We start from the raw sequence: 21,150 nt of genomic DNA on the forward strand, positions 1-21,150 counted from the left end.
AAACCGTTGACCAACAAGGCCTGCCGACGTCTTGCGTATCTGTTTGCGTTCGATTGGCACCTCGGGCAGCAAAGATTAGCACAGACCCGGCTAACAGCTAGTATTCCTAAGCAATACGTCACCTTCCACTGCGCGCGGATAGAGCCTTACCACTTCGAATGATGGTAAGAGCTCAAGGATGGCTTGCAGGGAGAGCTGGCCTTCGTAAAGCTCGCGGTCGCTATATTCCGTGTAGATGAAGCGCGTATTGCTCAAGGTCCGGCTGCCGCCAGCGATGACATCGGATTCCGCTCCCTGAACATCCATCCAGATCAAATCAATCTTGTTCAGGTTAGCTTCGCTGCTCCAGTCATCCAGCCTTCGAGTTTCAACGGTGATTGGTTGATCGAATCGCACCCAATCATACTCAGCAAGATGGTTCTTTGGTCGGCGTATTGAGCCCGATAGGTCCCATCCCTCCGCCTCTCCATCCCCATTGCTTGGGTGGAATTCAATTTCTCCATTTCGATCACTGATCGCGAACTCAAACAGCTTCACACTGCTGAGGTCCTGCATGTTCTTCTTAAACCGAACCAACGCTCGAGGGTCAGGCTCAAAGCAGTAGAAATGCGCGTCCGGGCGCAGCTGGAGAAAACGTCGCGCATCGGTTCCATCATAAGAGCCGATGTCCAAGATAACGGGGCTTGGATTTTCCAGAAGTGAAACGATCTGGTGGTGCACTTCCAACGGGTTAGGGTCTAGCATGCGCGTTAGGCCTTTCGCAGGGATCTCTTTTTGGTAGACTTTCTAAGAATTGCGGCAGTAATTCCATTGAACGTCTGAACTCCTTAGGGCACGTGCGTCTCCTACGATGCGATAGTATCGACCGAGCTCTGGTGCCTTGACTTGATTGCCTTTTAATGCGCTGGAAAGGTGGGGTCGTTACTCCGAAACGAACTGAGTTCGACGTGATTGGAATTCGCAAACAGTTCGCGGGCCAGGAGCCTATTCCACGGGTTACGCACGAAGGGGCGCTAAGCTGGGCATGATCCTATTCAAGGGTGCCTCCGAAGCTTCGTTCGGTCTTAGAATAGCTTTGATGCACGCGAGCAACTCGCCATTGCTGAATGGCTTGCGCAAGACATGCGACACGCCTGCCTTCAGCGCGCGCTCTCGGTTGTCGTCGTCGGGATCAGCGAGAAGCAGAATGGTGGGAATTGCGTTTCCGGATGCGACGAGTATCTCATGTATGTCTAGCCCACTTGCGTTCGGCAACTGCATGTCCGCGATCAAACAAGACGTGCTGATGTAACGCTTTGAATGCAGGAATTCATCTGAACTCTGGAAGAGATCTGGGACGCAGCCTGCTGAAATGAGCATGTTCAATAATGGCTCACACACCGTCCGATCATCGCAAACGACCGAGATGATATCGAGCGTGTGGGCCATTCGGACTAGATCTAGGAGGGACGCCTTCGGCAGCTGCGGCGAGACTTGACTCGCAACTTGACCGCGCTGCACACGATCCTTTTGAAGAAGCATTAGACATCCGCCATCGACCGCTCTTGCCTTCGTCGCGAGGCTAGGATGGCATCGAGGGGTGGCGCAATCGTACGGAGGTAGGTCACCGACATCGAAGAGGTTGGAAGACCTATACGAAGGTTTGCCGACAGCCGTAGACCACGGGCTTCTGGCAAGACTTTGTGCGAGTCGGCGAAAACACGCGCAGTAATTGGCATCGACCCTCGATGCTCGACGTAGACCTGAGAAATCGTCTCGGTGCCAATCATCCTAATACGCCTTGAATTCCGTCGCTTCGGACCGGCGCTTATTATCCATCGCTTTAGGTGGTTCGTAAAATCGATTCTATCGATAGAATATATCCGAACGGTAGATGGGTTCGCATCACGGGAATACAGGCGAATGACCAAGAGAGCGAGAACCGTCCTGTGCGACAGACTATGGATCCCTGCGCAGTTTCCGAGACCCACAAATGGATCGATGGACGGTCCATTGCATTTTGCCGGCGGATCGGCATGCAGCGCGCTAACCGTCGCGAGCTCCCCGCCAGACCGTTCCAAGCGGGCAGGGTCACCTGACCCGTATTTGAGCGGCCAGCGTAGCCGCCTCAGATGGGCCAATCCCGACGATGCCCACGAATCCCGAGGGTGGCATCGGAATTTCCTGATTGGTTGGCCTCCAGAGATGTAAACAGTATCGGCTGTTGTTCACGTATTCAGACTGGGGCGGATGAAGCTGCATCACGCACTCTTCCTCATCCCAAAACAGGTCCTTGACCAAGCACATCTCCTGCCAATTCGGACAGCGCCGCAGTGTCGAGACGGAGACGTGCTCCCAGCGCGGGCGGAGCAATCCAATGATCTCAAGTTTACAGCCGCAGGGCCCCTGCACAATGAAGAGGCCACAAGGACCTGATCCCGGTGCGCTGGCGAATTGTCCGTATCGTACGCGACCAGCTTCGAGCTGGTCTGCAATCTGCGCTCTCATGTTACCTCCTTTTGCCCCGCAGAAAGATTGGATCTGACGTAGATCACGTCTGCTCGGGCCTTCTTCGCTTCAGACGGGCACCGCCGAGCAATCCCCGTACGCCCCTATATTGTCACGGCCTGCAGGCACATGTCGCAAGATGCCTTGCCCTCGATGAAGCAGCACCGCCCTGACGATGACCTTGCTCCCCCATTCGCTCGCCTCCCGCATCGCCGAGCTGTCCGCGCGGAACAACCGCGGAATAACAAGGCATCTGATCGCTGGGGCGGCCCGTCTCGAGTTGGCTCGAGACGCGATCGCCCCGGGACGGTGGAGCACCCAAACAAAAACGCTTGGAACGCTACTCACGCCGCGATCCTCGCGGCTTGGTCGTATGCTCCACTTTCAACACCACAATCTTAATTCGACTTTCCAGGCGAGAATTAAGAAGAGCTTTGGCTGCTCATAACTGGCCATGGGCAGCCTTAACGTCGAGCTCAACTATCGCTTTCTGACGCTCGGCACATGCGTTGGCCTCGCGAGCAGCCAACTTTCCCGGGGGAGTCGACTACGTCGGCACCGTGTCGCCGTCAGGTTGCTCACGATTGTCCTTAATCCTACAACCTGACGTAACGTTAGATTCAAGTCGTTCAGCAGCCTGGCTACGCCTTATTTTGTCAACTGGTCAGCAATGCACTTTGTTGACGGCGACGTTTGTTGATAAAACCTGACGGATACAAGAGCGGGTTCGATGCGACGTCACATCGTCAGGCGATCGAGGAGAACTCCCAATTCCGGCCACGACGAACATTCCTAAGATGTTAGCGCGAGCTAAAGAAGGGACGAATCATGCAAGCACGGCGAAGCTGGACCATCAAATCTCCAACACGCCGAGACGCGGACATCGAACGACTTCAGATTCAGCTAGGAGAACTGAACCAACGCCTGAAAGAGCTTGAATGTCGCGCTCCAGAGCTTCCGAATATAGCTGCTGTTAAGGCGAGAGCGATCACGTTATCTCACGAAATCGACGATATTCGTTGCTCGGCGAGCGCGATTGACGCGTTAGCAGAACTTCTCCGGAGATAATTTTGGCTCGTTGAGGCCGCCGTAACAAAGCAGTTCTGCCGCAGCATGAAGCGTCACTCATTTTCTGGACCTAGATGCGACCGTTCGGATTCTTCGCGAGCCGGCGGCCGACGTTCACGAGCTCTCAAGATCCTGGTGAAACCAGCTGCGCTCCGAGCTCAACCGCGGCTTTGAAATCCCATTTGCGCTCTGGCGGACAGAACTGGAGCGGCCGGTCCCCTCCCTCATGCCTAGTTCGGCATGGCCGCACCATATGCTACTCGCACGGTAAGCTTCGACCTGCTGCTGTTGCTCCTTCTTCCCGGGCCACAGAGATAGGCGCCGCGTGCTGAGCCAACTGTCAAGCCCCCCGTACGGACTGGTCGCGAGCGCGCTTATCCTCAGCGTCCAGTGCGTGGCGCCTGCCCGTCCAATCTCATGATCTCGTTCGATGAATTTACCAGCAGACGCGCCCGCTGAGCTTCTTTCGGTCGAGCTCGCCTTCCCACCAGGCGACGATCACGCAGGCAACGCCGTTGCCGCAGAGATTGGTCAGCGCGCGGCATTCGCTCATGAACTTGTCGATGCCGAGCACGATCGCCATGCCCGGCACCAGCCGCGGATCGACCACTGCCAGCGTCGCAGCGAGCGTGATGAAGCCGGCTCCGGTGATGCCGGAAGCGCCCTTCGAGGTCAGCATGGCTACGACCAGGATCGTCATCTGCTGGCCAAGGGTGAGATCGAAGCCGAGTGCCTGCGCGATGAAGAGCGTTGCCAGCGTCATGTAGATGTTGGTGCCGTCGAGATTGAACGAATAACCCGTGGGCACCACGAGGCCGACCACCGACTTGGAGCAACCGAGCCGTTCCAGCTTCTCCATCAAGGACGGCAATGCGCTTTCTGAGGAGGAGGTGCCGAGCACGATCAGGAGCTCGTCCTTGATGTAGGCGAGGAATCTGAAGATCGAGAAGCCGGCGAGCCGGGCGATGATGCCGAGCACGACGAATACGAACAGCGCGGCAGTGATGTAGAAAGTCGCGATCAAGCCGATCAAATTGAGGATCGCGCCGGTGCCGAACTTTCCGATGGTATAGGCCATCGCGCCGAACGCGCCGATCGGTGCGGCATGCATCACGATCGAGATCACGCCGAAAATGGCATGGGCGGCATCATCAATGAAGTTGCGGATCGCGTGGCCGCGCTCGCCGAGGCCCATGATGGCGAAGCCGAACAAGACCGAGAACAGCAGCACCTGAAGGATCTCGCCTTGCGCGAAGGCGCCGACGACGGTGTCAGGGATGATGTGGAGGATGAAGTCGACGCCCTTCTGTCCCTCAGCCTGCTTGGCGTAGTTGGCGACCGCCTGGGCGTTGGCTGCGCCACTGCCGAAGCCCGCGCCCGGCTTGACGAGATTGCCGACGATCAGGCCGATCAGCAGCGCAAAGGTGGAGACGATCTCGAAATAGACTAGGGCCTTGACGCCGATGCGGCCGACCTTCTTGGCGTCTTGGATGTGGGCGATGCCCGAGACCACGGTGCAGAAGATGATCGGGGCGATCACCATCTTTATCAGCTTGATGAAGCCGTCGCCCATCGCCTTGATCCAGTCGTTGGTGGCGAGCGCGGGCCACAGCCAGCCGACGATGGTGCCCAGGACAATGGCGATCAGCACCTGGGCGTAAAGAATCTTGTACCAAGGCCTCATAGGCAGCACCACGGCGCGATAATAGCAATAGATTTCAATGGCTCATCGCTACGGCGTCAGATCAGAAGCGCGCGCCAGGGCTGCAAGTTCAGTTTCAAGCTTCGGTCGGTGCTTAAAGATCGCGTCGATCAACGCTGGTACAGGTTGCTCGGCGCCCTCCACCAGCATTGCTCTCTCGGCACGCTTTGAGGGGGCGAAGACACGCTTAACGATAGTCGGCGAGCCTTTAAGACCGCATTTCGAGATATCTGCGACACCTGCATCGTGTGCATTCCATTTTACGATGGGAGTGCGTGCCGCACGCAAGGCATCCATCATGCTACCTCGCCGGATCTCATTTGTCGCCTCTAGCATGGTAATGAGACATGGCAACTTTGTGCGCAGCACCTGTACACCGCCCTCCGCGCGCCGTTCAACCTCGATCGCGCGTGCCGCGAGATCGAGGTTCGTGATCTCCGCGACATAAGTGAGCTGCACCACTCCGAGCCGCTTGGCAATACCAGGCCCAACCTGAGCGGTGTCACCATCGATCGTCTGCTTGCCCGCAAAGATGAGGTCGGGCGGGCCGTACTCCTCTCCAATTTTACGAATGGCCGTTGCCAGGGCGTAAGTGGTCGCAAGCGTATCGGCGCCTGCGAAAATACGATCGGTGAGCAACACCGCGCGATCTGCACCGAAGGTCAGTGCCTTTCGCAGCGAGTCTTCCGCGGCTGGAGGTCCCATGGTCAGAACAGTGATCTCGCCGCCAATCTTGTCGCGCAGCTCCAGCGCGGCCTCGAGCGCGAACAAGTCGTAAGGATTAACGATTGTCGGTACGCCCTGGCGCATGATGGTGTTCGTCACGGGATGTACGCGAATCTGCGCCGAGTCCGGAACTTGCTTTATGCAGACGACGTTGTGCATCGACCCTCTCTCCAAAATCTGCAAGGAATTGAATTGAAACACCAAGTCTCATACCAGTGGACGGGCTTCAACAATTAGACGCTGATGCAGTGGGTTGCCGCGGACGCATCTAGGGCGACGGTTGGTGGCACCAGCTCAACAATTCCGACGGCACGTCGCAGATACGACAATCTCTTCCGCAGGTTCAGGCCGCATGCCACCAAGCGACGCTGCGGCTGTGGTCCGCGCCGACGTTCCATACGAGTATCCCTTTGTGTGGCCTTGAACCTAAGGCCGTGTCAAGTTTACGAATTTCCGTCAAGCCGATGCGCTTCTAGCTCAGAGATCAGAACAGGGCGGGCCTGACGCACAAGCGGGGGCGCGCCGGGCCCGCCCCTGCATCACCAGGCTGGATGGCAATGCTACGTTGAACAAAGCAAGCAGCGTGCCGCTCACGGATAACGCTGATTTCACAAGCGCACGAATAGCAAGGAATGGCTGCTGAACATCAACTCAATTCGAATTGTCAGCAACAAAACAATTGGTTTGCTTCGTGGCCTCTTATGGTGGGTTTGGCAATAGTCGGCGATCGTGCCGATCCGCAGCTTGTTGCATTTCATCAAAGGCGTTTGTGGCTTTTGGACTTAACTGGGGGTGATTTCAGTCAGCGAACAGCAGTTCGTGCGAGGTAAAACCCCGCGTTTCGCAGATGGCGGGCCCGGACTGCCCCGCAATCCGAGCCCATAGCCTCAGCAACCCGATAAGTTGGTTGTTCGGCTACAACTGCAACGTAGATGGAGATGCTCGCGAACCGCATTGATGTCGCTCAAGATCTCCGTGTCGGCAAGTGGGGTGCGCAACTCACATCCGTGCACGGCGGTTGCCCTTAGACCGTACAACATGATGACACGTACGACTCAAGTGTGCCCCTGAGCTCGAACCGAGGCTTTACGGACCATTTGTTACGAATCTGCTTCGGGGTTGAATCATACGTAGCGTCAGGTTGTAGGACTTGGTCTTGAATGAGGTCTGCGACCGTCGGCTGTCTGCCAAGCTAACACCGCACTTTCGCAGGTGTCGGGAAACAAATGACGGTTGGCAGATTGAACGGATCTTGGCTTTCTCGACCGGACACAGTTGTTTGCATAGTTGCACCTTCAATAGCCGTGTCGGGTGGACGCTCGCATGACAGCCGTATCCTGTTCGCCCCGGTGTAAGCGGCTGACCTCCTCGGCGTCACGCGAGCTGCGATGACCTTCGAACTCAGCGAGCTTGTTCGGGACCAGACACAGAGCAGTTCAAAACAAACCAACAGGAATACGATGGCAGCATTTGCACGCCCGGTAGAACGGAGCGCCTATGGAAGGCATTGATTTGCTTTCAATCGTCATGGCAGGAATGACCTTGGGCGGCTTGGCTGCGGCCATCGCGCGTGAGACGTACGAGCGCCAGTTGTGTTGGTGGGAACACGTGGCGCTGTGGGCCGCCTCAATCGCTCTGCTGTGCTTTATAGCCTACAACATGAGCGGGGTCGGCGTGACCGTGGAGTCGAATTAGGCGTAATCGCATCACGAGAGAGGCAAGCTGCTGGGGCCCTTGCGGGGTGCTCTACGGCCTGCATCATCACAGGCGTTGTCTGGTTCTCGGTGGGAGGTGCGCGTAGACTCTCGCGCAGAACCGCCGAGTCCGTCGGGAGTGCGTCCGGCGATCGTTACATCAAGCGGTATATGCGGCCCAGTGCGGGACAATACGGATCCCCCATGGGGTGGGCTATTCGATGGCTTCGATCGATTTCCTGATTATCCGCATGCGGGGTGCGTCCGATCGCCCTATGCAGGGCACAAAACCGGTCGAGTGGAAGGGATCACAGGGCGACCTCGCGGTCGTATCACCGGCACTAATCGATCGACCCATCATCGGCTTCGGGGGGCTCGGAGGCTGATGCGCTCATCTCGCGCGGCGCCTCCGCAGCGACCGGACGCGCTTCCATCAGATCGAGCAGGGCACGGCCCTTTTCGGTGATGCGCCAGCCACCATTGACCCGCTCGACGAGCTTCTGCGAAAAAATGTCGAGGCTCGGGACACGTGCGGCCATTCTCTTGGTGCGCTCGGCCCAGTCTCGACCGCTCGTCGCCAAAATGGCCATGTCGTGTTTAAGCTCCGCCATCGGCGCGAAACCGTCCGGGTAGCTCACAAGGATCTTTAGAACGGTAACCTGGAAATTCACCTGAGTAGGAGATCATATTGTTCGCGCTTACCGCCACATGGTCGGTGCATCGCGGAGCGCTTCGAGGCCAATCTGTTTCAAGCGGTCGGGTATCGTTTCACCTCTAATGGCGGCTTCCAGAAGCTTAGCGGCAACATGCGCGCGCACGCCTGTCTCGTAGCGCGAAATGCTCGCGCAGACTTCTTCGAGGACAGGGCGCAGAAGCTCGGCGGTAGCCGTATCCAACATTTGGAGATATCCCCCGTGCTCTTATGATGAAGATAATACGGATCGCGCGTTCCTGAATTCAAGTGGGATAAATCACGCAGCTCATGCTGTTTCTTCCGCGCCTGTCTCTAAGAGACCCTGGGCGTTCATTCAACTCGTTATTCGATTGCGGCGCGTTCGGCTTCGATCGCACTTGCCGTTTGCATCCTACTCTGGTTTGAGTTTCGGGCTGCCGCTTAAGCCACTGAGTGATGCCCGCTTGCAGCCCTCGAACTCCTTTATCCTGGCGACGAGTTCTTTCCAGCAGGGGCTCACGCTGGCCCTGCGCAGTCTCGAACGCCAGCACGGTCTTGCAAGGAGGCCCGTTTTCGCTTGGAACCAAGCATAAGGCGGCGATAGAGAGGGCTAGCCCTGGCCTGATCCGCTGCACGATCGTGCGTGAAAAAGGGTTGAAGTCGACAGTGCACGCTAGGCGGATTTCGATTTCAAATTGATGCAAGGAGTTATGCATCGGCGCACAAAGTCCTCGCCTGATTGCATTTTTCGACGGATTTCACTTTCTTGCGCTCATGGCGCGCCTCGCGCTTTACAACTCTCTTTTGACAACCCCGAGATTGCGGCACCCGAATAAACATCTCGACCAGCCTGCGGCTGCCGATACCGGTTCGAGACTGCGTTCAAAGGAGTTAGCGACGCATCGGGACTGTCTCAGCGCAGCTGTTCTGAACGCCCTCCCGGCATGGTAAAACCCAGGAATAGGCAAAAACCGCTGCAGAATCATTGCTATAGATGTTTATAGTCCTTCAGCACGCATTTCTCTTTATCACCGAGGAATGAAAGATCCGTGGCACGTACCCTTGCTTCGCTGTCTATTACCCCTCCACGGAGGGGCGTTCGGGTCCCGGCGCGACACCGAACTCTTTTCGTGGGGGAAGTTCGTTCAAGAGCGCAGAAGTTCCGAGCTCTCGGCTGCGCGCGGTTGTTTTCTCAAGTTGTACTATCGGTAACCGGGAAAGCGCGCGCAAGGCGAGAGCCGAGGCCTGGCGAGGCCCGAGCATTTACAACACAGTCAGGAAGAACGCCTTAGTCGTTCGGAGCTAATGGCCACATAGTCTCGTCGATCGAAGCGGCATTGCTGACCGGCATGTCAGACCTTGTGGCGACGCTTACGAGCAGATCGGTCGATGAGGAAATCTTCGAGCTTCCGGCCGGCACGAAGTTGTGGGCTGAGCCATCGGGGTAATTTCCCACGCCCCGACCAGGTTTGCGCCGGGTTCTTTGGATTTCGATACTTTGGCCGCACAGGCGGGTAGGGCCGACGCTCACGGCCGGACCGGGCGAGCTTGTCGACGGCTCCGATGGTTTGCAGGCGCTCTTCTAGCCTGAGCTTTTCCGCCGTAATTCGTCGAGTTAGAGCCGCGGACACCTTCTCGTGGAGACTCCATAACTCGTCGACACTCATTGACCTCAGGTCATTCATATTCATTACGATCTGCCATGCTGGAAATTCGATCGGATTAGATAGCCGGGCGTCAAATAATAGACAAGGCGCGAGGAGTAGCGAAACGAATACCTTCATCGAGAAGGCGAGACGCGCCGCAACGTTGTTGGAGAGTGACGAAAGAAATCGACGGCCTCAAGCTGAGGATCATCGACGCCAACCGCTTCTTGAAATCTATTGGATGGTTAGTACAGGCCCACATTTTGGACCGAGCAACCTCACTCCACGAGCTATATAGCTACCGCGGGGCGGCTCAACATAGTCGACCCCATCAATCCAAAATGACATATCTTCGATGGTAAGCTGTGGATTATAAGTCCATCCAGTCTGGACAGCTTTCACCACTGCGAAAGCCTCGCGCGGCGAGGACGAGTCCGGAATGATGACATCAGCATCCGGCTCACATCCTGATAGAAGCTCAATAAGCTCTTTGACCTTCATTCGGCAGCCTTCGGATCTCAGTTGAGTTGTGTCGGTCTATGAGTATTGAACGATCGGTGAATCCTGCGTCAAGCTGCGGACACCCGATCGAACAAGCGCCGCCCTCTACTTCTGAGTGCGGTTGCTGCATCATCTCCGCCTGCCGCGTGAAAATTTCAAGGCAGCGCGGCGTTTCAGGCGCCTGTGGTGACAAATTCGTGGCGAACTGATCTGTCAAAAGAATGAATGTTTCCCACTCGCTCCCGTTTTTCACAGGCGCAGCTTGGCGAAAGGCGGGTGTCCCGCTCGACTCTTCCGCCACGTTCATTCGCCGCACAACTGATTCGCTTTTAGCCGGCGAGAAAGTACGACTAAGATGCTTAGTTGAATTTGCGGGAACTGTTGGCTGCGGATTCCGCTGCAGGATATTGTTCGGAGCGAGAACCTCACAGGGCTTGAATCAGACCTAGCGTCAAGTTGTATGCTCGCGAAATGGTTTCAACTCGAATAGGGAGCACGAAGGACCGCACCATGATGTCCTCGCTGCTCATCCGGAAAACGCAACCGCTCTGCAAGCTGAGGCTTCCCAATGATGCCATTTCTAGGCCTGTTTTCGATTTTTCTTGTTGGTTTCGGAGCTGGTTACGCCGTGCGCGCATGGCGTTCTCGCAAGCGGCGTGAGCGCTATCGTTTGCGCGAGGCTTACCTTCGGCCAACTTCCCAGGTTGCAGTACATCCTATTGAGTTGCGCAAGCGGAGAGCGTTCTGATGCGTGGTCAAAACAAAAAGACAGAGGACTGAGGCAGATTTTGTGAAAGTGTGCAGGCTAGGCGGTACCGTGGATGCCGCGCATGGAACGATTTGCGGCCATCAACGCAAAGTCTCCCGATGATGCGCGACTCTGGACGCAGAGTGACGGACGGACGGACATCGAAGTCCGAGCTCGCCGGTGACTACGGGCGTTCAATGAGTGTGGGTCCTTGATGCGACACCTCGTTTGCGAGCCTCGCGTCATCCACCTGCAGAGCCTCCGCCGAGTGCACCGGCGCGGGCGTCTTCCAAGGCCGCGACCTCAAAAGAGGTGCAGAACGAGATCGGTGCCATATACGAAGCATGCCTTGATCGCAGGTGCTGTCAGGGAACGCGCTGTCCGGCGGCACGACTCCGGAGAGTTCAAGCGACATCTGGGCTGCAGTCGACGCCGTAACGACGCGTATCAAAGGAGGCGGGCTGCGAAGAAGGGTCTCATGAGGGGTGTGGCAAATGTTGGTCAGTCTCACCGACGCCCGTCTCGGCGCGGGTCCTCCTACGTTTGCGAGTGTGTGGCCTCACTCGCGTTGGCTCAAATGCTTGAAACTGTCGCAGCGTCAGGTTGTAGGCTTCAAAAATAGATCATGACCGAAGCGACTGGCGCCCCCGACGGCGCAAGCGAGGCTTGTGGTGCGCATGAATGCCAATGTGAGGGTGGCGGGTGTGGTGGAATCGAGATCTGGAGCATCTTACAATCGTTGCGCGCTCCGTTGGACCGCGCCAACGGCAATTGCCGCGAGTTTTGGGGCGGCCAGAAATGGCGTCGGACAGGCGGAAAGCGGCAACGACACCGAGCCTCAGGTCGTCCTGATCGCTGAACTCGTCCTGCTTAAGACAAAGTGCCGAGCGGACCAAAAGCAAAAAGGAGGCCGTCCAACGCACCTTGAGCGAAGAACCGCCCGCGGCGTCTTTCGACAGAGCGCCAGGCCGCAATGGGAAATCGGCGCGTCGACCGACGGGGCGGCGGCCTTCGCTCGGGCCGAGAGTGCTAGCAACCATTCGGCCCGGTCCGAGAGCGCGTAATGGATCTCAAATTGATCATGGACAAAGTTGCTAGCGGCGTCCCGTTGGACCATCAGGAAATCGCCCTGGTGTTCGATAGTATGCTGTCGGGCAACGCAACGCCCTCGCAGATGGGCGGGTTGTTGCTGGCGTTGAGGGTGCGCGGCGAGACAGTGGAAGAAGTGGCCGGCGCGGTTTCCGCGATGCGCAGCAGAATGCGACCGGTCGATGCACCGCCTGATTCGGTCGACATCGCGGGCACGGGCGGTGATGGTTCCGGCTCAATCAACGTCTCGACATGCGCCGCTTTTATTATCGCGGGCGCCGGCACCCCTGTAGCCAAGCACGGCAACCGCGCGCTCTCCTCACGCTCAGGCTCCGCCGATGTACTGGCGTCGCTCGGCGTGAAGATCGATTTGGAGCCAGAGGATGTCGCACGCTGTATCCAGGATGCTGGGATAGGGTTCATGTTTGCGCCGACCCATCATCCGGCGATGAAAAACGTGGGTACAACCCGGGTCGAACTTGCGACCCGCACCATCTTTAATCTCGTCGGGCCTTTCTGCAATCCCGCGGGCGTCAAGCGGCAGATGGTCGGGGTGTTTTCACGCCGATGGGTGCAGCCCCTAGCCGAGGTCTCTAAGAGGCTTGGCGCGGAATCAGTCTGGGTGGTGCACGGCTGCGATGGGCTTGACGAGATCACACTCGCCGGCCCCACCTTTGTTGCCGCACTTGAGAAAGGCGAGATTCGCAGCTTCGAGATAAGGCCGGAAGAAGCCGGGCTCCCTCGTTGCGAACAAGAGGAGCTGAAGGGCGGGAGCGCCGATGTGAACGCGATTGTACTGCGGAGCGTGCTCGAGGGCATGCGAGGCCCATATCGCGATGTCGCTGTCTTGAACGCGGCAGCGACCTTTATAGTGGCCGGTCGGGCCACAACTTTGAAGGAAGGCGCGGCCATCGCGCAGGCATCACTTGACAGTGGCGCCGCCGCCGCGCGCTTGAAGCAGCTGATCGCAGTCTCCAACGCGAAATAGACGACATGATCCGTTCAGACATGCTGAAGCAGATCGAGACATATAAGCGCGACGAGATCGCAGCTGCCAGGCGCGCGCTACCGCCTGCCGAGCTCGACGAGCGCGCGCGCCGTGCGCCTTCGCCGCGCGGCTTTCTCAGCTCAATTAAGAAAAAACGCGCGTCGGATAGCTATGCTCTCATCGCAGAGATCAAGAGAGCGTCGCCGTCGAAGGGGCTCATTCGCACCGACTTCCATCCGCCGTCGCTTGCCAGATCGTATGAAGCAGGAGGCGCCGCCTGCCTCTCGGTCTTGACGGACAAACCGTCCTTCATGGGTGACCTTGACTTTATTGACGCGGCACGCGCGGCCACAAACCTACCAGTGTTGCGCAAAGACTTCATTTTCGACACTTATCAGGTGATCGAGGCTCGCGCCCGCGGCGCCGACTGCATTCTGCTCATTATGGCAGCGCTGGACGACGGGGCTGCCCACGACCTCGAGGCTGCGGCTCTAGCATACAGTATGGACGTGTTGATCGAGATCCATGACCGCTTAGAGCTCGATCGTGCTCTCAAGCTTCGCTCGCAGATGATTGGCATCAATAATCGCAACCTGCGCACCTTTGTGACAAACCTTAAGACAAGTGAAGCGCTGGCGCCACTCGTCCCAAAGGATCGTCTGATTGTCAGCGAAAGCGGCATCTGTGCGTTCACTGATATCGCGCGGCTCTCGCGAGCCGGCATCTCGACCTTCCTTGTGGGCGAAAGTCTAATGCGTCAATCCGACCTGACGGCGGCAACTCGCGCTTTGCTTTCGCCAAACCAAGCTGCGGCGACCGGGCTACCTCAATGAAACGCAGAGTCACTCATCAGCTGATGCCGCACCCTCATGTCCACCCTGAAAACGGCACCTATCGCATGGTATGTAGATCGGGAGTACACTTTAGCGCGCGGGCCGCCGCAGCGAAAAAACCTGCTGCGACGAGTGCGAAACCGACCGCAGGACGATGGCGGGATTTCCGAGTATTGATCGCGCGCCCGCATGTCATGGATCACTCGAAAATAGCATCGGCGCACCAAAAGCCCGGCTTGCGCACTTTTAGATCTATTCCAGCGGCATGTCGGCGCCTGCATCTGGAAGACGACAGGGCTCGTGTCAGCCAATGTCGAGCCCGCAGCGGTCTCGCGGACAAAACGTCCGGCCGTATTTATGACCAGGAGCTGGCTAGTCACAAGCTCGAGCGAGGCGCGACATTCCTCCAACTGAGAAGCCTGCCCAATGTGTTCAGCGGAGCTGAAAGGGCGCGTATCGATCGAGGGGAGTGCCATCTCGGACGACCTGACGATGGAAACGACGTGCAAGCGCGCACGCCTCGCCCGAAACATCGAGATAGTCGACCACTTGCTAACCGCGGCCCACGTTACCAAACGATCGCAGGTTGCGGTATCGATGAAACTCGGCGACGCATGGCGAGTCCCGGAGTCTCGCCCAATCGATCTGCTGCCAGGAGAACTAAACCGAGCGACAAAGCACAAACTGGTCGGACGCCGGCCTGGAGAGGCGAGGGGCGCGAGCGAGACAATGTCTTCATAGCGCGAGCGCTGGAACTTGGGCGTGGCCCCGCCGGCGGACGGTTGATGCTTGGTTGCGTTGCCATATGAACGACATTCAATCAGTCGAGGCGATCGAGTTTCGCCAGGCGATGCGAAATCTGGCCAGCGGCGTTGCAATTGTGGCAACAGGCGCGGCACTTGAACCGCGTGGGCTAACGGTGAGTTCTATCACCTCGGTTTGCATAGAGCCCCCCTGTTTGCTGGTCGGCATCAATATCAATTCCGGGACTCACGACGCAATACGTGCGCACGGCAGATTCGGTGTGAGCCTTCTTGCTATCGATCAGCAGGACATCGCTTTGCGGTTCGCCGGCCGAGACGGCTCCAAAGGTCCCGAACGGTTCAATACTGCTCGTTGGGATCAGGGGATTCTCGACGTGCCTCTATTGCAGGGCGCAATCTGCGCTCTCGAATGCGTTCTACACCACTACCAGGTCATTGGCACGCACGGGCTATTTATCGGCCGAACCGTTGCGGTGCGCCCAGGCACCGGCAATCCGCTTATCAACTGTCGCGGCGAACTTCGAACATTACCACACGATTGAACGCAGTGTTTTCAGTGGCGTTTCAACACTAGACGCGTGGTCGGAAAAAGATGTGATGGAGCCGAGTTATGATCGTAGAATACACCCCCGAGAGCGGCGTCCGTCTAACGGAGCCTCTCGACTTTTGCGGGTTTAAGCTCGTGTTGAAAGGTCCGCTCAGCGTCCCACCGAGGCTGGAGGGAATCACGATCGTTGACGAGGACACTGCATTGGTGCCTATCGATCTCGTGCCTAACCTGCCTGGTCGCCCGAAGGACGATCGGGCATGGGACGTAGCCTACATCCAGATGATCGCCGGCGCCCGCGAATGCGGCTGGATCGATCTCAAAACAAATGCGATCCGCGTACACATCGAAAGAGGGGACTGACCAGAGAGCCCTCCGCCTCCTCCGAGCCATCGCGCAAGACGCTCACGCACGCATGGGAACTCAAACCTCTCATCTCGCTCGATTGCCAGAGGTGTCACAGGTCACGACTTTTCGACCGAACGAGCCAAGTCTTGTGACCTTGCGCCAACGGAACTACGGAACGCGCTGCCAATCGCTGAAGTTTCCGGGGGCCCTATGTTGGATGGATCACCGGTCGAGGGCCGGGAACTTGTCCTTCCCGGTGCCTCCGCCGCCCGTGAATTGTGAGTTCCCGGCGTCTGACCTGCAAAATACCATCGCAAATCCTTTTGCATATGTGAGCTTCTCTTACGTACGTTCTAACGACCCATTTCGTCATTGCAGCTCCCTGAATTTCGAGCTTCAAACCGTTGAGGCAGGCCGGGCGTTAAGACGAGTGAGAAACTTGCGTCATGGCCTCCCACTGCCCAAACTCGGGTGGCAAGCATCAAGGTGCGACGGCTTCACTGTCGGCGATTAGATCGTGCGGCGGGCTTCGACGATAGCCTATGCTTTGTCTGCTGCTCCCGAATACGGACTCCCCGGCTGCGGACCGTAGCCTCAGACGAGGGGAACTCGAAAGCTGCCGATGCCATATGCTCGCTTGGCGGGCCCCTGGGAGATCTGACCTGGTGAACAGCACTATTCAAGCGTTCATAGTGCGGCCTGCTTAGCCGCATGTCCGTTTGTTTAGGTCTATGCGCGTAGGGTCGAAAGGTGGCTCTGCTTGTAATTGTTGATCCAAGCGCCGTGGGCCGCGGTGTTGGATACGCGAGCAGAGTAAAGGCGGGTGACACGAGCATTATGAGGGCAAGCCAAGGTGTGAGCGCAGCCGCGCAAGGAATGAGGTGGCTGCCATTGCGCTATCAGGCTCAAAAGACATCGCCTGCAATTCGGACGCTGGATGGCGAGCCTCATGTTGGGCCAACCCCCGCGACGACTTCAGACCGTATGATGGTGGCTGTGTTCACTGAAGCATCTAGAGGGAGGTCCCCAAATGCGAGCTGACAAAGAAGATAGTTAGCGCCCGCCTCTTCCAGATGATTAAGAAGAGTTTGGCGGATCGAAGCGGCCGTCCCGGCAACGCACAACTCACTTTCGATTGCAGCATCGAAGGTCAAGGGCAGGTTTGATGGGGTGGGGATGTTGTTGCGGTCATAAAGGAACTTGAAGCTGTCGAGCCATCGATCGTAAGCAGGCGCAGCGAGTGAATAAGCATCCGCTTCAGTCCTTCCAGCCACGACCATGCGAAGCAGGCCAAGAAACGGGGACTGACCATCTGTCTCTGGGCGCTGCTCTCGATGCGAGCGGTATGCGTCAGTGACCCTTCGAACCGACGATGAAGGTCCAAGGCTCGCAATGTTTGCACCGATTTCAGCAGCCCAGCGTGCCGAGTCAGGTTGATTTACGGCGATCCATGTCGGGGGGTGCGGCCGCTGATGAGGCGTTAGCGTCAATGGAACGTCATCTAATCTGTAATGATTACCCTCGTAGGAGAGCGTGCCGCCTCGCATGGCTTTAACAAGGATCTCGCTGGCTTCCGTGTAGCGTCCTGGTGCCGCGTCTGCACTGACCCCGAAATATCCCAATTCAACCGGAAGGGAGCCGCGTCCGATGCCAAGCTCAAGCCGGCCGCCGCTCAAGTGGTCCAGCATACAGGCCTCTTCAAAGGCTCGCAGCGGATGATGAAGGCTAAGCAGCATAACCATCGGGCCGATGCGAAGATGTGCGGTGCGTTGTGCAACGCTAGACAAGAACAGATTCGGTGAGGGGCTTCTGCCATGTGGAGTACAATGGTGCTCTGCTAGATGATAAGCGTAGAACCCCAGCCGATCGCATGCCTCGGCGAGCATGAGGCGATCGTCATATTGTTTGGCGACCTCACGGCCGTCCGCGTCCAGGTGATCAAAGATGCCGAACGTCAGCGTTGGAGAAAGGGTATTTTTCACTTAACTACCTCGAGAATTGCAGTTATCGGCTTGGTTCAGAGTGACGATCTGGAAATGTCACTGACGGCCGAAAGAAACGTATCCATTTGCGCTTCTGTGCCGATTGCAATACGTATGAAAGTTTCGAGACCGGCTTCCGGAAAGAATGCAACAAGCACGTTTCGCCCCTGCAATGCGGCTTGCCACCAGGCGCCATCGTGTTCGCCGGGCACGCGAGCAAGCAAGAAATTGGCGTGGGAAGGCAATACAGTGAATCCCAGTTTCGACAGCTCAATTGTCGTTCGCTCTCTTTCAAGCATGATACGTCGATGGTTTTCCTCGAATGCGACTCGATGCGCAATGATGCTCGCGCCGACCGCATGACCAATCACATTCATGTTGAAGAGGTTCTGCATGGTACGAAGCCTGCCAATAAGCTCGGGGTGACCGAAGCCGAAGCCGATGCGAAGACCCGCGGTGGCATAACTTTTCGAGAAAGTTCTCAGCAGCAGAAGATTTGAATAGCGGTTGACGAGCCGCAGTCCGTTATCAGGCGCAAAATCAACATACGCTTCGTCAAGGACGATCAGTCGGTCCGATTGTGCTACGAGCCTTTCGACATCGGTGATCGGAACAAACGTTCCGGTCGGATTGTTCGGATTGGCTAGCAGGATGAACTTGGCGTCGCTGGCGGGTCCGAAAAGCAACTGATGCGTTGGCAAGGAATGGGTCTGACCCCACCCGATCTCCAGAAATTGAGCTTCGTGCAACATGGCGAGCTTACGGTTGAACGAAAATCCGGGCGATACCATCGCTACAGTATCGCCTGGAGCGAGGAACGCTTTGTAGATGAGACCGAGAAGTTCAGACGACCCGTTCCCGGCAATCACCTGGTCGGCGGAGAGGCCGTAGGCACAGGCGGCCGCCTCTCTTAAGCCGACGTTGTCATCTTCGGGGTACAGATAGTGCCTCTCAAGAGCGGAAATCGCGCTTTGTCGGACGATTGCTGGCAACGGGAATGGGTTCTCGTTCATGTTGAGTTTGACGCAGTTTGCATCAGGTGCGAGAGGAGCGGGCGGCGGAACATCTAACTGTTTTGCCACGTGTGAAAGGGACGAGAGTGCGCTTAGCAGCCTTGCGTCTGACATGTGGTCGCTCCGTCGAAAAGCATGGGTTCTGAGCATGGCGATGGTCCGATCTCGGTGAACTACTTGGCGCATGAGCTCCCGCACCTGTAGGCCGACCTATCTCTTCACAGTCGGAAGGCGCGGAGCTTCACCCATCTAAATGTCAATCCTAACAGTTGTATGAAGCGTGAAAAGAAACCGAAACTTGTATCGGTCGCGGCGCGAGGGGCGAGCAGTCGGACGTGTGCTCCCTCATGATCAACAAGCGGGAAATGCCCGGATTGGGTGTTGTTCAACGCGAGTGAAGGTCCATTGTTGGACCGAAGAACTTCGTCGATGTCGCGATAAAGACTGCTGGCTGCGGCTTCGGAAAGAACGGTGTCTGCTGTTCGACAGCGGTGGATCTGACGTATGTGCGTCGGACGGCGGCTGGTCATGCTTTCACTGGAGCGACAAACTGGTTGTTCTCCAGCAGACACACCCAGATGCTTCCGGGCGCATCCTCTATCGAGGAGCGTGACGGATTGACGCGGCGCAAACATTTGCGTTTGAGACATTCACAATCCTCGTTCGACAGTCGTCGAAGGCGCCCATGCCCCCATTTCTGGTAGTGTACAACTTGACCTTACGTTCGTTTCAAGGGGGGTCGGTAGTCATTGGGAAATGTGTCCCACTCGCGATAACGGAGCCGATCGCGATAAGAGCGCACTGATTCGCCATATCGTCTGACGAACAGGAGTGCAGCGGAGAATCCGGGCGACAAAATTGCGCTAACGACCATCGCTTAAGACTGGCATTGTTGTTGCACCCGCCGTGCAGTACGGCCAGGTGGAGTGGCGACTTAGCGGGAAGGGAATGCGATGGAAGAGAACGTTTCATGAAGGGTCTGAACGACGACAAGGGAGCACGAGACACGGAAACCCTACTTTGCCATCTAGGTCGAGCGCCGGCAGAACATGCTGGGATGGTGAATGTGCCGATCTACCGCGGCTCCACCATTGTTTCGGAGACCTTGGAGGATTGGGACATCCGGAACAAAGACAATCCTAGCTACGGTCGCTTTGGATCACCTCTGTCGCACGCGCTTGAAGCCGCCGTTTGTAAGTTAGAGGGCGGCTTCCGTTCGATTCTCTTCCCATCGGGGCAATCTGCTTGCACTCACTCGCTGCTTGCGTGTCTGAAGGCGGGCGATTCTGTTTTGATCACCGACGGCGTTTATGCGCCTGTGAGAGCCTTTGCGGACGACGTTCTCGCGAGCCTGCAGATTGAAGTACAGTATTTCTGTCCAACCCGGCCGTCAGAATTGGCGGCGAAGATCAACGCAAATACACGGGCCATCTATCTGGAATCGCCGTCGTCCATGACCTTCGAGGTTCAAGACGTACCGGCACTCGTGGCGATTGCACGTCAGTCGGACGCGCTTGTAATCATGGACAATACGTGGGCTACGCCTCTGTATTTCAGGCCTTTTGAGCATGGGGTCGATATCTCGATCCAGGCGGCGACGAAGTATATCGTTGGCCATTCCGATGCGTTTCTTGGCGTTGCCACTGCGAATGAAGCGGCATGGACCGCGCTGAAATCCACCGCACACCACTTCGGCGAAATCGGCGGACCAGATGACATTTATCTGGCCCTCCGGGGACTGCGTACTCTAGCTTTGCGCATGAAGCAGCATTGGGAAAATGGTCTCATTCTGGCGCAAAGCCTGCTGACGCATCCAGCTGTCGACAGGGTATTGCACCCAGCCCTCCCTGACGATCCCGGCCATATCATTTGGAAGAGGGATTTTCTGGGCGCCAGCGGGCTCTTTGCGATTGTTCTAAAGCCAATGTCGCGGGAACAACTTTCGGTTCTCTTCAGTAGTCTGCGCCTCTTCGGGATCGGTCTATCCTGGGGCGGGTACGAAAGCCTCGCGTTGCTTGTCGAACCACCAAAGCGAACGCAAGCCTCGCTTGCGTTCGCAGGACCGCTGATTCGCATACATGCGGGCATGGAGAGCTCCAACGAGTTGATCGCGGACATGCACAACGCGCTGAACGCCGCCTGCGGCGCTACAGTTGACGGGATTGTGCGCCCGGAAATGAGCGAACTCGTCAGTCAATGCCAAATAGTCAGTTAGGCTTGGTATTCTGAACTTAAGCCGTGTCGCAACGGGGCCTTGAGACTGCGGCACTTGAGGCTCGTTCGGTGTACCACGAACGTCTCCTCGCACGCATGATGCGCAAGCGGCAATGCGCGACCGCGC

Annotated in this window: 16 protein-coding genes and 1 pseudogene; 6 read left to right on the forward strand and 11 right to left on the reverse strand. The window is 57.2% G+C overall.

Features of this window, described 5'->3' with window-relative positions:
• Positions 1 to 90: 90 nt before the first annotated feature.
• From ACKWRH_RS07170 to ACKWRH_RS07190, 5 genes are all read right to left on the reverse strand, one after another.
• Entirely contained in the window at positions 91 to 744 is a 654-nt protein-coding gene (locus ACKWRH_RS07170; RefSeq protein WP_445219912.1) for an FkbM family methyltransferase, read from the reverse strand.
• Between the two features lie 252 nt (positions 745 to 996).
• Positions 997 to 1,428: a response regulator gene (locus ACKWRH_RS07175; protein WP_445219913.1), complete on the reverse strand. Its 432-nt coding sequence runs from the start codon at positions 1,426 to 1,428 to the stop codon at positions 997 to 999.
• A gap of 642 nt (positions 1,429 to 2,070) precedes the next feature.
• A complete protein-coding gene (locus ACKWRH_RS07180) occupies positions 2,071 to 2,487 on the reverse strand; it encodes a DUF7694 domain-containing protein (RefSeq protein WP_445219914.1) in 417 nt (138 codons plus the stop codon).
• Between the two features lie 1,504 nt (positions 2,488 to 3,991).
• Positions 3,992 to 5,239 carry a dicarboxylate/amino acid:cation symporter gene (locus ACKWRH_RS07185; RefSeq protein ID WP_445219915.1) on the reverse strand — a complete coding sequence of 416 codons (1,248 nt, stop codon included), beginning with the start codon at positions 5,237 to 5,239 and terminating at the stop codon, positions 3,992 to 3,994.
• A 48-nt stretch (positions 5,240 to 5,287) separates the two neighbouring features.
• The gene (locus ACKWRH_RS07190; protein WP_445219916.1) at positions 5,288 to 6,142 is read right to left on the reverse strand and encodes an electron transfer flavoprotein subunit beta/FixA family protein; all 855 of its coding nucleotides are present in this window, start codon (positions 6,140 to 6,142) and stop codon (positions 5,288 to 5,290) included.
• Between the two features lie 1,338 nt (positions 6,143 to 7,480).
• Here ACKWRH_RS07190 and ACKWRH_RS07195 point away from each other — a divergent pair.
• Positions 7,481 to 7,678 (forward strand): hypothetical protein, encoded by a 198-nt coding sequence (locus ACKWRH_RS07195; protein WP_445219917.1) that lies wholly within the window; start codon positions 7,481 to 7,483, stop codon positions 7,676 to 7,678.
• Between the two features lie 373 nt (positions 7,679 to 8,051).
• On the opposite strand, the pseudogene ACKWRH_RS07200 reads toward ACKWRH_RS07195, so the two are convergent.
• The 4 genes and pseudogenes from ACKWRH_RS07200 to ACKWRH_RS07215 all read right to left on the reverse strand — a co-directional run.
• Positions 8,052 to 8,348 (reverse strand): annotated as a pseudogene (locus ACKWRH_RS07200) (hypothetical protein); the annotation flags it as partial.
• Between the two features lie 27 nt (positions 8,349 to 8,375).
• On the reverse strand, positions 8,376 to 8,576 hold the full coding sequence (locus tag ACKWRH_RS07205) for a hypothetical protein (RefSeq protein WP_445219918.1): 201 nt from the start codon (positions 8,574 to 8,576) through the stop codon (positions 8,376 to 8,378).
• A gap of 1,126 nt (positions 8,577 to 9,702) precedes the next feature.
• The gene (locus tag ACKWRH_RS07210; RefSeq protein WP_445219919.1) at positions 9,703 to 10,134 is read right to left on the reverse strand and encodes an H-NS histone family protein; all 432 of its coding nucleotides are present in this window, start codon (positions 10,132 to 10,134) and stop codon (positions 9,703 to 9,705) included.
• A gap of 340 nt (positions 10,135 to 10,474) precedes the next feature.
• A complete protein-coding gene (locus ACKWRH_RS07215; RefSeq protein ID WP_445219920.1) occupies positions 10,475 to 10,804 on the reverse strand; it encodes a hypothetical protein in 330 nt (109 codons plus the stop codon).
• Positions 10,805 to 12,308: 1,504 nt separating this feature from the next.
• Between ACKWRH_RS07215 and trpD the strand changes: the two genes are divergently transcribed.
• The 4 genes from trpD to ACKWRH_RS07235 all read left to right on the forward strand — a co-directional run bounded on the left by trpD (position 12,309) and on the right by ACKWRH_RS07235 (position 15,829).
• Positions 12,309 to 13,322: an anthranilate phosphoribosyltransferase gene (gene trpD, locus ACKWRH_RS07220; RefSeq protein WP_445219921.1), complete on the forward strand. Its 1,014-nt coding sequence runs from the start codon at positions 12,309 to 12,311 to the stop codon at positions 13,320 to 13,322.
• Positions 13,323 to 13,327: 5 nt separating this feature from the next.
• Positions 13,328 to 14,155: an indole-3-glycerol phosphate synthase TrpC gene (gene trpC, locus ACKWRH_RS07225; RefSeq protein ID WP_445219922.1), complete on the forward strand. Its 828-nt coding sequence runs from the start codon at positions 13,328 to 13,330 to the stop codon at positions 14,153 to 14,155.
• 805 nt (positions 14,156 to 14,960) lie between these two features.
• Positions 14,961 to 15,461, forward strand: coding sequence for a flavin reductase family protein (locus ACKWRH_RS07230; protein WP_445219923.1), 501 nt, complete (start codon positions 14,961 to 14,963; stop codon positions 15,459 to 15,461).
• Positions 15,462 to 15,529: 68 nt separating this feature from the next.
• Complete coding sequence (locus ACKWRH_RS07235; RefSeq protein ID WP_445219924.1) at positions 15,530 to 15,829, forward strand: hypothetical protein; 300 nt, start codon at positions 15,530 to 15,532, stop codon at positions 15,827 to 15,829.
• Between the two features lie 932 nt (positions 15,830 to 16,761).
• Here ACKWRH_RS07235 and ACKWRH_RS07240 read toward each other — a convergent pair.
• Both ACKWRH_RS07240 and ACKWRH_RS07245 read right to left on the reverse strand, forming a co-directional pair.
• Positions 16,762 to 17,796, reverse strand: coding sequence for an LLM class flavin-dependent oxidoreductase (locus tag ACKWRH_RS07240; protein ID WP_445219925.1), 1,035 nt, complete (start codon positions 17,794 to 17,796; stop codon positions 16,762 to 16,764).
• A 35-nt stretch (positions 17,797 to 17,831) separates the two neighbouring features.
• Positions 17,832 to 18,923 carry a pyridoxal phosphate-dependent aminotransferase gene (locus ACKWRH_RS07245; RefSeq protein WP_445219926.1) on the reverse strand — a complete coding sequence of 364 codons (1,092 nt, stop codon included), beginning with the start codon at positions 18,921 to 18,923 and terminating at the stop codon, positions 17,832 to 17,834.
• An 856-nt stretch (positions 18,924 to 19,779) separates the two neighbouring features.
• Here ACKWRH_RS07245 and metC point away from each other — a divergent pair.
• The gene (gene metC, locus ACKWRH_RS07250; protein WP_445219927.1) at positions 19,780 to 21,024 is read left to right on the forward strand and encodes a cystathionine beta-lyase; all 1,245 of its coding nucleotides are present in this window, start codon (positions 19,780 to 19,782) and stop codon (positions 21,022 to 21,024) included.
• Positions 21,025 to 21,150: the final 126 nt, after the last annotated feature.

It is taken from the genome of Bradyrhizobium sp. Pa8 (assembly GCF_052588265.1).

Coding starts and splice junctions, on each gene's coding strand:
- ACKWRH_RS07235 (WP_445219924.1), top strand. CDS start 15,530: ATGATCGTAGAATACACCCCCGAGAGCGGCGTCCGTCTAACGGAGCCT.
- ACKWRH_RS07190 (WP_445219916.1), bottom strand. CDS start 6,142: ATGCACAACGTCGTCTGCATAAAGCAAGTTCCGGACTCGGCGCAGATT.
- ACKWRH_RS07205 (WP_445219918.1), bottom strand. CDS start 8,576: ATGTTGGATACGGCTACCGCCGAGCTTCTGCGCCCTGTCCTCGAAGAA.
- ACKWRH_RS07185 (WP_445219915.1), bottom strand. CDS start 5,239: ATGAGGCCTTGGTACAAGATTCTTTACGCCCAGGTGCTGATCGCCATT.
- trpD (WP_445219921.1), top strand. CDS start 12,309: ATGGATCTCAAATTGATCATGGACAAAGTTGCTAGCGGCGTCCCGTTG.
- ACKWRH_RS07195 (WP_445219917.1), top strand. CDS start 7,481: ATGGAAGGCATTGATTTGCTTTCAATCGTCATGGCAGGAATGACCTTG.
- ACKWRH_RS07215 (WP_445219920.1), bottom strand. CDS start 10,804: ATGAACGTGGCGGAAGAGTCGAGCGGGACACCCGCCTTTCGCCAAGCT.
- ACKWRH_RS07180 (WP_445219914.1), bottom strand. CDS start 2,487: ATGAGAGCGCAGATTGCAGACCAGCTCGAAGCTGGTCGCGTACGATAC.
- ACKWRH_RS07170 (WP_445219912.1), bottom strand. CDS start 744: ATGCTAGACCCTAACCCGTTGGAAGTGCACCACCAGATCGTTTCACTT.
- ACKWRH_RS07210 (WP_445219919.1), bottom strand. CDS start 10,134: ATGAAGGTATTCGTTTCGCTACTCCTCGCGCCTTGTCTATTATTTGAC.
- ACKWRH_RS07175 (WP_445219913.1), bottom strand. CDS start 1,428: ATGGCCCACACGCTCGATATCATCTCGGTCGTTTGCGATGATCGGACG.
- ACKWRH_RS07245 (WP_445219926.1), bottom strand. CDS start 18,923: ATGTCAGACGCAAGGCTGCTAAGCGCACTCTCGTCCCTTTCACACGTG.
- ACKWRH_RS07230 (WP_445219923.1), top strand. CDS start 14,961: ATGAACGACATTCAATCAGTCGAGGCGATCGAGTTTCGCCAGGCGATG.
- trpC (WP_445219922.1), top strand. CDS start 13,328: ATGATCCGTTCAGACATGCTGAAGCAGATCGAGACATATAAGCGCGAC.
- metC (WP_445219927.1), top strand. CDS start 19,780: ATGAAGGGTCTGAACGACGACAAGGGAGCACGAGACACGGAAACCCTA.